The sequence below is a fragment of the Pyrinomonas methylaliphatogenes genome, from assembly GCF_000820845.2.
Classification (GTDB): Bacteria; Acidobacteriota; Blastocatellia; order Pyrinomonadales; family Pyrinomonadaceae; genus Pyrinomonas; species Pyrinomonas methylaliphatogenes.
In genome coordinates this window covers 253,793-266,027 of record NZ_CBXV010000004.1, presented here as the reverse complement: position 1 = coordinate 266,027, position 12,235 = coordinate 253,793, and the positions used below count along the sequence as shown (strand labels likewise).

Annotated in this window: 6 protein-coding genes; all 6 read right to left on the bottom strand. The window is 60.2% G+C overall.

What is annotated here, in order from left to right:
* Nucleotide 1 precedes the first annotated feature (1 nt).
* The gene (locus tag PYK22_RS05680) at nucleotides 2–2,920 is read right to left on the bottom strand and encodes a [protein-PII] uridylyltransferase family protein (protein WP_157770691.1); all 2,919 of its coding nucleotides are present in this window, start codon (nucleotides 2,918–2,920) and stop codon (nucleotides 2–4) included.
* Nucleotides 2,921–3,058: 138 nt separating this feature from the next.
* Nucleotides 3,059–4,072 carry a Gfo/Idh/MocA family protein gene (locus PYK22_RS05675; protein ID WP_041975181.1) on the bottom strand — a complete coding sequence of 338 codons (1,014 nt, stop codon included), beginning with the start codon at nucleotides 4,070–4,072 and terminating at the stop codon, nucleotides 3,059–3,061.
* 24 nt (nucleotides 4,073–4,096) lie between these two features.
* Nucleotides 4,097–5,890: a glycoside hydrolase family 2 protein gene (locus PYK22_RS05670; protein WP_041975180.1), complete on the bottom strand. Its 1,794-nt coding sequence runs from the start codon at nucleotides 5,888–5,890 to the stop codon at nucleotides 4,097–4,099.
* A gap of 248 nt (nucleotides 5,891–6,138) precedes the next feature.
* A complete protein-coding gene (locus PYK22_RS05660; protein WP_041975178.1) occupies nucleotides 6,139–6,657 on the bottom strand; it encodes a PEP-CTERM sorting domain-containing protein in 519 nt (172 codons plus the stop codon).
* A gap of 151 nt (nucleotides 6,658–6,808) precedes the next feature.
* Nucleotides 6,809–9,283 (bottom strand): endo-1,4-beta-xylanase, encoded by a 2,475-nt coding sequence (locus PYK22_RS05655; RefSeq protein WP_060635375.1) that lies wholly within the window; start codon nucleotides 9,281–9,283, stop codon nucleotides 6,809–6,811.
* A 291-nt stretch (nucleotides 9,284–9,574) separates the two neighbouring features.
* Nucleotides 9,575–12,229 carry a glycoside hydrolase family 3 C-terminal domain-containing protein gene (locus tag PYK22_RS05650; RefSeq protein WP_083437635.1) on the bottom strand — a complete coding sequence of 885 codons (2,655 nt, stop codon included), beginning with the start codon at nucleotides 12,227–12,229 and terminating at the stop codon, nucleotides 9,575–9,577.
* Nucleotides 12,230–12,235 lie beyond the last annotated feature (6 nt).

The window sequence follows — 12,235 nt, the reverse complement described above, 5'->3', positions numbered from 1 at the left end:
CTCATGGCGCGATGATGCGCTCGTAAGCGGCGCGAATCTGCGCCATGCTTTCGGCGAGCGCGGCCAATAGCTCTTCGGGCGAGCTGAATCGTAAGCAACGGGCGAGATCATCGAGCGTCGGATGACCGGCCACCGGCAAGCGCGTCGAACGCCCGGCGATCAACCGCAAATAGTGGTCCAGTCGGCGAAGCAGGCTGTACCCCTCCCGCAAGGCGAGGTAATCGCTTTCATCCAACGAACCCGCCGCTCGCAGCCGCTCGATCGTATGCAGCGTCGAACGCTCATCGCCTTCATCAAGCACCCCATCCCGTAATTGCAGGTAGCGCACGGCGAAATAGACGTCGAGCATGCCGCCGCGACCGAATTTTATGTCGAGCGAACGCGACGATCGTTCGGTTCGCTCTCGCTCCAGCCTTTCGCGTATGTGGCGGGCTTGCTGGCGCAAGCGCTGATCGTCGAGCTTTCTGGCCGCTTCATAGATCGCCCGCCGCGCCCTCTCCTCGAGCGCCCGACCGAATTCGAGGTCGGCGGCGACGGCCCGCAATTTGACATACGCGAGCCACTCCCAAACCGATGCCCGCTCTCGTAGATAGTCGATGAACGCCCGTTCGTTCACCGCGAGCGGACCGTTCTTGCCATCAGGCCGCAGGCGCATATCGACGCGATAGAGGTAACCATCCCGCGTCATGCTCGAGATGGCGGCGACAAGTATCTCGGCCAAATGGCCATGCGCCTCTTCTGGCGTCAGCGCGCTGGCGAACGAGTCGGCGCCATCGTAAACGAGCACGATATCCAGATCCGATCCGTAATCGACTCCGCCGCTACCCAATCTCCCGAGGCCGAAGACGACAAGGCGCGGCCAGCGATCGAGATCGCCATATCGGCGCGTCGCCTCGCGGCGCGCGATTGAACAGCCGAGATCGAGGCTCGCTTCAGCCAAAGAGGTCTGCAAACGGTTCGCTTCGGCGAGCGATAGCTCACCGGCCACATCGCGCGATGCGATCTCAACGATCAAACGCGCCCACGTTCGCCGCAATGCGGCAAGCTCGCCGCCAAAGCTCCCTTCCCGACAAACCGCCTCATGTAACAACGCGCGATGCTCGCGGCTGAGCACCCTTTCGCGAGGGACCGAGAGCGCTTCGATGAGCGATGGGTTACTGGCGATCATCTCGCTGAACGGATCAGATACGCCGCATAAACGGACTAGCTCACCGAGCGATCTTTCGTCGAGCCAGACTTCTCCCTCAAATTTGGCGAGCGAGGCGGCGATGCGTTCGAGGTTTGAAAGCGCGCGCCGCGAATTGGGAGAGAGCGCGATCGCTTCGCGCAGCGATTCGACGATCTCCTTTTGACCAATCCGCCGCGTGAAACGTGATGCAAACGCCGAGGCTGAAGAGATGATGGATCTCGCTTCCGGGCCTGAGGGGCCGATCGGTTCTCCGGCTGCGCCGAGATCACCCCCGCGCGGCGCGAGGCGATCAGCATCAACCTCGCGAAGGTTGAAGATCCGCGCGAAGGCGGCATGAACATTGGCCGTGTGCTCGGCAAGCGCGGCGTCGAATTCCGCTAACGCCCGCGGACCGACAAAATGCATGCGCCGGGCGACCAATTCTCTACGGCCCTCATCCTCAGGAACGGTGTGCGTCTGCAAACCATGCTCCATCTGCAAACGGTGCTCAAGCATGCGCAGAAAGACATATGCCGCCGAAAGGGCGCTGCGCTCGCGTTCGGTGATGAGCCCGCGATCCGCCAAACGTCCCAGACCGATGAGCGTGTGCGGAGCTTGTAGCCAGATATCGCCTCCGCCGTAGGCGAGCTGAAGCGCTTGCGCGATGAACTCGATCTCGCGTATCCCTCCACGCCCCAACTTGACGTTATAACCGCGCCCTTCTTTCGCATGATGGCGATCTATCTTCTGCTTCGCTGTGCGCACATGCTCGAGCGCGCGCTCAACGGTCTCATCCGAGCGATAGATGCTTGCGCGCACCTCCTCGGCGAACCGCGCATACAATGACGCATCGCCCGCCGCAGCGCGCGCGCGGATCAAAGCCTGTAACTCCCACGGATGCGCTTTCTCACGGTAATATCTGATCGCTTCCGCCAATGAGCAGCTCAGCGCGCCATCGCGCCCATATGGCCGCAAACGCAGATCGACGCGGTACGCGGCTCCCTCACCCACCGGACGCCCGACAAGCTGCACAATCCGTTCGGCCAAACGATTGAAGTATTCTCGATTCGTCGCCGCGCCGCGCGCTCCTGTTCCGGAAGTTTCGCCGTCATCCGAATAGAGGAACATCAAATCTATATCGGAAGCATAGTTGAGCTCGCGCGACCCCAACTTGCCCATCGCGATGATCACGAAACTCGCGATCCCCTTCCTGCCGCGCGCGTCCGCACATAAGGGCACGCCATAGAGATTGTCCATCTCCTGACGCGCCAGATCGAGCGCATATTGCAAGATCGAATCGGCAAGGTTGGAAAGCTCCTCCGTGATCTCGACGATCGTACTCGTGCGCCGTATGTCATGGAGGTAGATGCGCAGAAGCTCGCGCCGGCGAAAACGCGCAAGCAAAATCTGCCTATCCAGTTGCGAGTTCGTGAAAGCGAAGCGCGCCAGCCCCTCGCTTATCTCTTCCGCGGTCTTGACGCGCGCGCTCGCGCGTTCGCGCCCGAGCCACACCAGATAATCAGGATGCTGCAACAGCGTCGCAGCGAGAAAAGGGCTCCAAGCCGCTAGCGCCAAAGCATCGGCCAGCAGTCCGGCATCGCGTTTGAAAAGCCCCGCAGTCTGCCCATGTTCCGCTACCGCGCGCTCATAGAATCGGCGCGCTCCTTCCGGATCGGGCAAGTCGCTCGTCAGCGAATCTATCCTCTCTTCGACGCTCTGCACGAGAAAGATTCTAATCGGATCGACCGCCAAAGAAGAAACCGTCTCCGCCGCGGGGGATCGCCCTCCGACCCTCACGCCCCACACGCTGAACGCGCCACGCGGGATAATACGCTCCGACTCGAAAGGCGCAAGCTCGATCCAACCCCTCTGGTGCGCCTCGAACGAGGCTCACAGACGTTCCGGCACCTCCCACCTCTCAGTTTCGGCGGAGCGGAAGATCGCATCGATCACCGCCATGTTCCTCACCGCATCTTCCAAAGGGATCGGCTGCGGTCGCCCTTCGCGGATGGCGCGCGAAAATAGATCGCCTTGAATCGCGTATTGATCGCAGATGGGGAATTCGCGCACCTCCGCGCCTGTGCCCCACAAGTCTTTCCCTTCATCTATGATGATGCGCGTCGGCTGATCGGGCGGCGCATTGAAAGGGATTAAAACTTCAATGCGCCCGCGCGTCCCGAAAAACTGCATGCGCTGGTAAGGCACAAGCTGCGTGCTGCACGTGAAGCTCGATTGCCCTGAAGGGAAATCGAGCATCGCCGAAGTCAACCGATCCGTCCCGAAATCCGGGTCGCGTTCGATCAAGCCCAGCACGCGGCGAGGCTCTTCACCGAAGACGAAACGCGAGAGCGTGATCGGATAACAGCCGATATCCATGAGCGCGCCGCCGCCAAACTCCAACCGATTGCGGATGTCTTCGGCGTCGCGATTGAAGTAACTGAAGAATCCAGTGATGGCGCGTAGATCTCCAATGCGACCAGATTTGACCAGTTCGACGACCGCCAACCACTGCGGATGCGTGCGAACCATGAACGCTTCCTGTATCAGGACGCCCGTTTGATCGCGCACCTCGAGGAGCCGTCGCGCCTGCTCCAGGTTGAGGGCGATCGGTTTTTCGCACAGCACATGTTTGCCTCGCTTCGCCGCCTCGATCGTCCACGAAACATGAAGATGGTTCGGCAAAGGGTTGTAGATGGCTTCGATCTCTTTATCCTCTAGCAACTCCTCGTATGAGCCGTAGGCGCGCGCGATCCCGAGCGATCGCGCAACGCGCCGCGCCTTCTCGACATCGCGTGAAGCGATCGCGATGACGCTGGTCCACTCGCCTCGCTGCATCGCTGGGATGACTTTGTTGACGGCGATGCGCGCCGTGCTCAGCACGCCCCAACGCACCTTGTCTCTCATCGCCCGCCTCCTTCCAAACTGCGCTCACCGGACGTTCGCGCCCGATCGCTCTTGCAATTCGCGATAGAACTCCCGCAGGACGTAGAAGGCCCTTTTCTTCTCGCCGCGATTGGAGATCACTCCTTTGCGATTATAGAAATCTTGAATGCCGACCAATGGCCGGCGCGGCGAACGGAAGTCCATCAAGATCCAGGGGGAGACGCCGCGCAAAAGGGGTATCCGGCGCAACATCCCTATCTGATGGCGATAGACCTCTTCCTGATACTCTTCGGTCCACCGCGTCAAGCGGTCGCCGTGCAGCCCATAGACGGCCCCCGCGCCGAATTCGCTGATGATCAGCGGTTTTTGATAAGCGATCTGCCATTGGACGCGATCGGCCTTCTCCGGCAAACCGTCGTACCATCCGACGTATTCGTTGCAACCGAGCACATCCACGTACTGGCCCAGCGGATCATCGATCACGTAGATGTCTTCGGCGGGGCGGCGAGGCAACATCGCCGCGCTGACGAGTCGCGTCGGATCAAGTTCTCTGGCGCGTTCGATTAAGCTTCTGAGAAACCGCAAGCGCGCTTCGCTCTGCGGCGTTTCATTGGCGACGGACCAGATCGCGATGGCGGCGCGGTTCTTGTCGCGCGTGATCTCTTCCGTCAACTGATTCAAAGCGTTGGCGAGCGTCTCCCGACTCTCCCACTGAATGCCCCAGTAGACCGGCACCTCGGCCCAGACGAGAAGCCCCATCCGGTCCGCCTCCCTGACCATCTGCTCATTGTGCGGATAATGGGCCAGGCGGACGAAATTGCACCCCAACTCTTTGGCCCAACCGAGCAGCGTTCGCGCCTCCTCGCGGCTGAAGGCGCGTCCGCTGCGAAACGGCGCCTCCTCATGAAGGCAGATGCCGCGCAGGAAGACCGGTCGCCCGTTGAGCAGAATGTCGGTCCCGCGAACCTCGATGGAACGGAAACCTATTTGATCCGTGACGCTATCCGTCTCCGCGACGAGCTGGACGTCGTAGAGTTTCGGATTCTCCGGCGTCCATAGATCCAACTTCGCTTGGAAACTGAACGCCGCATATCCGTTCGCATCCGTGTTGACCGCTTGCGAAAGGTTCAACTCTGGAATCCTGATGGTGACCCTCTGGACCAGCCGTTTCCCATTCAACTTCACCCACCCGGCGATTCGATCGCGCGTCCCCTTCTGCAGTTGGATGAAATAGTCTTGGATGAAGGTCTCCGGAACCTCGACGAGCGCGACGGAGCGCGTCAAACCTCCGTAGTTCCACCAATCGGTGACGAGCGTGGGCACGCCTTCGCGCAGGCGGCGATTGTCCACCCTCACAATCAGCGAGTTGCTTCCATCGCGCACGCGATCGGTGATCTCGAAGTTGAAGGGCGTGAATCCCCCCTCGTGCCGCCCGATCCTCTCTCCATTCAGGTAGACATCAGCGATGTAATTAGCAGCGCCGAAGTAGACGAAGAGCCTCTTTCCAGCCGAGCGCTGGTAGTCGAACAACCTTCTGTACCAAACAGCCCCTTCGTAAAGGAAGAGCCGCTCGCGCTGCGAATTCCAATCCCCGGGCACGTCGAGCCAATCGGCAGTGTCGAAGTTGTATTCGATCAGATCGCTCGCCGTGCGTTGATGCGCGTCGCGAAAATACTTCTGCTCTTCGCCGATACCGTAAGGATCAACGATCGCCTTCCAACGCCCGTCGAGGCTGATGGTCCGGCGACCTTCAACGTTAACGATCAACGGATCGCTCTGGGCTTTGGCCTGAGCCGCGATGAACAGAAGGGCGAGCAGTATCAAGAGTCCTTTCCTCATTTTTTCTTTGAACGGTTCCGCCCGGTGCCCACCGAACGCCGAGCGATGTGGATTGAACTGAAACCTATTGAATCATAGCGAAGGAAGGGATCTTGTCCAGCCCCGACGAGCGGCAGCGCGTGAAGGTGGGCCTGAAAGCGCCATTTTCTTTCGAGCGGCTAAAACGCAGCGAGGCAAAAGCCCGTGTGAGCTCCCGCCCCGCCGCGAAATTCGTCCCCATCCCTGCGCGCTCCAAGCGGCTTTCGACCTCATGCCGCATCTTGCCGCTTGCGCCTGAGGGCAATCGCGCCGATCGCTCCCATCGCCAGCAATAACGCGCCCGCCGGTTCGGGCACCGCCGTCGCATCAGCGAAAGACTCCTCGCCGTTTAAGGAGAATTGAATCGGCCCTTGGATCAGAGCCGAAGAGCGGAACGAAAAGCCATCGAGCGAACTTCCCACGGGCAACTCCGCGCCGATTTCAGCGGACCAGTCGATGAAAGAGGTCGCTAGATCTATCGGACCGTAGGAGAGGAACCCTCCCGAAGCATCGCCCCAAAAGGGCGGCGCGCCGATCGTCGAAACATCTATGTTGCTGATCGGCGTCGGAATGCGTAGCAGCAGATCGTAGAGATCGCCGCCGGTGCTTCCCGTGTTGATCAAAGTGAACGAATAGAGATACCCGCCGCTTACAGGCGTGATGCCGTAGGTGACGGCGTCGGCGCGAACCCGCTGTTGACCGAAGAAGAGATAACCTGCGAGTAAGAAATAGAGGATCGCTCGTCTCATCTCAAACCTCCTCAATCCATCTGCTCTCAAACTCGAAAAAGTTTCCTTTTGGCCCTCTGAGGGCGATCCCGCGTTTTATCCTGAAGACGCAAATGGCGAATGATTCCGCGAAGCGAGCCGGATCGAACAGGGCTCGCTTCGCTGACTAAGCTCACGGATTGATCGCGATGTCGCCGCCTTCGATCGGGCCGCCGCTCGAGAAGATCAAATCGCCGGTCGGCGTATAGATCGCGAGCGAAAGCGCATCGCGCCGCGAGCCGACCGGCCCCGCATCGATCGCCGATCCAACCAAGATGTAACCCGGTTGTTTGTTGAGCGCCCCGACGACGGTGAAGGTCACGCGGTAACCGGAGATCGCCCCCTGCGCATAAGGCGAGATGGCGTAACTGATCACATCCGTGCTCTTGAACTGAACCACGGAAAGATCGTCGCGGTAGTTGAAGGCGAACGTCCCCGCCGGTCCGTTGTTGCTCAAAGAGAAAGCAGCCATCGCACGCCTTCCCCCCGGCCCGATGAAGTATGCGCCGGTGGTCGAAGCCATCGAACCGCTACCGGGAAGTTGCGACGGATCGACTACTCCCCAATAGGCCGGTTTCGCCTTCAACTGCTCGTTGAACAGAAGCGGCCAATTGAGCCGCGTCGGCGTGCTCAACCACGTATGATCGTCGGCCAAGCCCCACAGCGTGACCGAACTGATCTCATCCTTGAGATAACGGAAGGCGCGAAACAGATCGCGATATTGATAACCTTGCTTGATCAGAACATCCTGCGGCGGACTCGCATAGCTGGTCGTCGAGTCCGTATAGACGCTGACATCGAGCTCGGTGATCTGGTTGTCCAACCCCAATCCGGCGAACAGGTTGATCGTCGCGATGACATCGGCGGTCGATGGCCAAGCGATGTTGCTATGCATCTGATGGCCGACGCCATCGATCGGTACGCCGCGCTGCTTCAGATCGCGCACGAGATTGTAAAGGAACGCGCGCTTGACCGGATCCGTCGTGTTGTAATCGTTGATGTAAAGTTTGGCATTGGGATCCGCCTCGTGTGCAACGCGGAAAGCGCGCTCGATATAATCGGGGCCCGTAATTTCGTACCACTTGCTGCGCCTGAAGCCGTCCGGTTGACTCGGATCGATCACCTCGTTGACCACATCCCAAGCGTAGACTTTGCCGCGGAAATGGCCGACGACGGCGCGAATGTGGTTTTCCAGACGCTGAAGCAACAAGGCCTTGTTCTCCGGCGTCGGTTGCATATCGTTGCCATTGGCATCCTTGAACAACCATGATGGGTTCTGGTTGTGCCAAACTAACGTGTGACCGCGAACTAGCATGTTGTTCGCCATGGCGAAGTTGACAAGCGCATCGGCGGTAGCGAAATTGAAATTCCCTTCCGTCGGCTCGAGCGCGTCCCACTTCATGTCGTTTTCCGCCGTGATGCTATTGAAATGTTTTGTCAACAGCACGCTGTGCGGTCCGGTGATGTTGCCCTGCCAGATCGCCGCGCCGACCGGAAAGTAATCGGACAAGGTTTGATAAACCGACGGGATGTTCAGTTCCGGCTCCGGCGGCGGAACGTAACTGACATCGTAATCGTCTATGTAAAACGATGGCGTCCCGCTCGCCGACTCAACATAGAGATAGAGCGAATCGTGGTTGAATGTGTAATCGTAAGTGGCCGAGAGTTGCTTCCATTGATCCGCAGTCACCTGCGTGTTCGGCACGACCGTATGGAAGGTCGTCGTCCCAGCAAGCGTCCGTTCGAGGCTTACGCGCATGTTGGTCGGCGGCGAGCCGGGGGCGAGCTTGACCCAAACGGAGATGCGATAACGCGATCCGTTGTACATCTTGCTCGTCACATTCAATCGCGGCCCTTGCCACGCCGCCGTGCGATTAGAAGTCAGAAGGCTATAGCTGCCGCTGTGTTGATCGGCGGTGGTCACGGTCAAAGTGACGCTCCCGCGCGGCATCCATCCTTCAGCCGTCCCGGTCTCGAACCCGCCGCGGACTCCCGAGTCGTCACGCGGTCCACCCGGAGGCGGCGCGACCATCACAACGCTCACATCGTCCAAGTAAAATTGGACCGTCGCATTGTCCGGACTTTCAACATAAAGCAACAAGCCCGTGACATCGGTGGCGAAACTGTACTGCCCTTGCAGCGTCACCCAAGCGGAATCGGTCACGCCCCCCGTCGCGCTCGAAGCGATCTGATCGAACTTGGTCGTATCGCCGACCGGAGAGCGTTGCATGGTGATCTTCAAAGTGCTGGCCGGTTGCCCCGACACGAGTCGCACCGCAGCCGTGATCTGATAAGTTGCTCCCTTCAGGAGTTTGCCGGTTAAATCCAGACTCGGCCCGTGCCAAGTGGCCGACCGCCCCGTCGTCTTGAGACTGCGCGCCCCACCATGCGCCGCCTCGGTCGTGTTCGTCAAAACGACGCCGCTGCCACGTGGGATCCATCCTTGCAACGTGCCATCTTCGAAATCGCTCTGCGCGATGATGTTCGATTGGGCCTCGCCCTCCCTAAACGGGAACAAAGCGAGCGAACAGATCCAAACGACGATCGGGAGAAGAACCCCAACCTTCCGCGTGCCTTCAACTGAGAATCGGCGCCTCCTGCTTTGCATACAAACCTCCTTCCCCAATCGATACTTCGAATTCGATGATGCCGGACCCCGAATTCATTCGAGCCTCGAACTAATTATCCAAGCGCCGAGGTTGGAGATCTTAAAGCCTCTCGCCTTCAAACTCGCGATACTGTCTATTGCTGCCGCGATAGAGCGCCGGGGGATCCTAAACCTCTCGTCTTCAAACACCGTTCTGCCAGAAGATCGGGCCATTCCCGCCGCATCTTTCCCCCTCCGAGCCGAAGGGAGCGGGCTCTCGCTTCTCGTGCGAGAGAGCCGATGGCTTGACGCTCACTTCTCCGGAAGCTCTAGCTTCTCCCCGAAGACGGTGAAACGTCCGGTGACGACGCCGGTCGTCGCGGCATCGGCGCGCCCGGTGAATCCCGGTTGTTTGCCTCCGACGCTGATGAGAAATGCGCCGGGCTCGATGATGCGCCTCCCTCGGTCATCGATGAGCGACATCTGGCGCGGCGCGAGCGTAAACTGCACGGTGCGCCGCTCGCCGGGCGCCAGCGAGATCCGTTTGAAACCGGCGAGCGAGCGGATGGGAACGGGCACGGTCGCTTCGAGATCGGTGATGTACAACTGGACCACTTCATCGCCCGCGCGCTGGCCTACGTTCTCGACATCGACGCTTACCGTAAGCGATTCGCCCGCGCGTATCTTCTCCGCGCTCAAACGCAAGTTGCTGTACCGAAATCGCGCGTAACTCAGACCGAAGCCGAATGGGTAGAGCGGTTCGCCGCGGAAATAGCGATAGGTGCGCCCCTCCATTCGGTAATCTTCAAACGGCGGCAGCTGGCCCACCGATTTATAGAAGGTGACCGGAAGCCGCCCAGCCGGATTGTAGTCGCCGAAGAGCACATCGGCGATGGCCGTCCCGCCTTCTTCGCCCGGATACCACGCCTCGAGGATCGCTTGGCTGTGTTCGCTGGCCCAGTTCACAGCCAGCGCGCTGCCGCTCAGAAGGACGACGATCGTCGGCTTTCCGACCGCTTGCACCGCCCGCAACAGGTCCTCCTGCGCTCGCGGCAAAGCGATATCGGTCCGGTCGCCGCCGCGAAAGCCCTCGACGTTGACCTGCATCTCTTCGCCTTCGAGCGTCGGCGAAATGCCCAGCACGAGGATGACGGCGTCCGCCTGTCGAGCCGCGCGCACAGCATCTTCGATCAATCGCTCTTTGAAACGCGGGAAGGACCAGACGAACCGGGCCACAGCCGCGCGCGTTTGGTCGAAATATTCGATGCGCACGTCGTAAGCGCGCCCAGCTTCGAGCTGCACGTCCTTCAGGAGGGTGCGCGGTTGGTTGTTCGGACTTGGCGTCCACTCATCTATGAGGAGCTTCCCGTCGAGATAAACGCGCACGCCGTCGTCGGCGATGGCGCCGATTCGGTATGGCCCAGATTCCGGCGGAACGAATCGTCCGGTCCAGCGCACGGAGAAACCATCGTCGTTCACTTGCGGCGCGGGCCGTCCGCGATCCCAATTGAAGTTGACCTGCTCGTCGGTGCGCACGAGCGCGGGTTGACCTTGCAGATCCTTGTTGTTGAAGTATTCCGCTTTCAATCCGCCGGGCAAGGCTGAAGCGGGTACAGGGGCGACCGGCTCGCCGGTTAGAGTCGAACCCAACTCATAGATGACTCTCGTCCGCGGCGAGACCTTGGCGCGGATCCCAGCAAGCGGCGTCACCGATTTCGATGGCTGTCCGTTGTAGTTGCCGAGGAGAACTTCAGGCGCGTCCGCGTTGGGTCCGATGACGGCGATCGTCCGAAGATCTTTGCGCAGCGGAAGCGCGCCGGCTTCGTTCTTTAACAGCACGATCGATTGTCGCGCCGCTTCGAGCGCTAACTGCCGGTGCGCGGGAGAATCGTTCTCCGAAAACGGGATGCGCGCGTATGGCACCATCTCCGGCGGATCGAACATGCCGAGCCGGAAACGGATCGTCAATAGACGTTTGAGGGCCGCATCTATCTCCTGCTCACTGATCAACCCTTCCCTGACCGCCTGGACCAGCGACTTATATTCGTTGCCGCAGCTCAGATCGGTGCCGGCTTTGACCGCAAGCGCCGCGGCTTCGGCCTCGGAGCGCGCAAAGCGGTGGCGTCGGTAGATATCTTCGATCGCGCCGCAATCCGACACGACGTGTCCCGTAAAGCCCCATTCGCCGCGCAAGATGTCGGTGAGCAACCGCCGGTTGGCGCAGCACGGCTCGCCGTTCGTCCGGTTGTAAGCGCACATCACGCCGGCGACTTTGCCTTCGACGACGCTGGCGCGAAAGGCCGGCAGGTATGTTTCGCGCAAGTCACGTTCGCTCGCCATGGCGTTGAAGCTGTGGCGCTCCGGTTCCGGCCCGCTATGCACAGCGTAGTGCTTAGCGGTCGCAACCACTTTGAAGTAGCGCGGATCATCGCCTTGCAATCCGCGAATGAAAGCGACGGCCAAACGTCCCGTCAAATATGGATCTTCTCCGTAGGTCTCCTGACCTCTCCCCCAGCGCGGATCGCGGAAGATGTTGATGTTCGGCGACCAGAAGGTTAGCCCTTGATAGCGCCCGCGCTCGCCGCGCCGCACGAACTCGTGATGTTTGGCGCGCGCTTCGGTCGCGATGACGTCCGCCACGCGATGGATCAAATCATCGTTCCACGTCGCCGCCAATCCGATGGCCTGCGGGAAGACGGTCGCGTATCCGGCGCGCGCCACCCCGTGCAAAGCTTCGTTCCACCAATCGTAGGCCGGTATCCCGAGCCGCTCGATAGGAGCGGCGGCGTTGACCATCTGCGAGACTTTCTCCTCAAGGGTCATGCGCGCGACGAGATCTTCGACGCGCTTTTCAACGGGAAGCGATGGATCCTTGTACGGCGGAAGAGGCGTCTGGCCCGCCGCGGCGACCGATGACCAAAAGAGCGCCAAGCAGAGCGCAAACGCGATTGGACGTTGATGCTTCATAAGCTC

Coding starts and splice junctions, on each gene's coding strand:
- PYK22_RS05660 (WP_041975178.1), bottom strand. CDS start 6,657: ATGAGACGAGCGATCCTCTATTTCTTACTCGCAGGTTATCTCTTCTTC.
- PYK22_RS05655 (WP_060635375.1), bottom strand. CDS start 9,283: ATGCAAAGCAGGAGGCGCCGATTCTCAGTTGAAGGCACGCGGAAGGTT.
- PYK22_RS05650 (WP_083437635.1), bottom strand. CDS start 12,229: ATGAAGCATCAACGTCCAATCGCGTTTGCGCTCTGCTTGGCGCTCTTT.
- PYK22_RS05670 (WP_041975180.1), bottom strand. CDS start 5,890: ATGAGGAAAGGACTCTTGATACTGCTCGCCCTTCTGTTCATCGCGGCT.
- PYK22_RS05675 (WP_041975181.1), bottom strand. CDS start 4,072: ATGAGAGACAAGGTGCGTTGGGGCGTGCTGAGCACGGCGCGCATCGCC.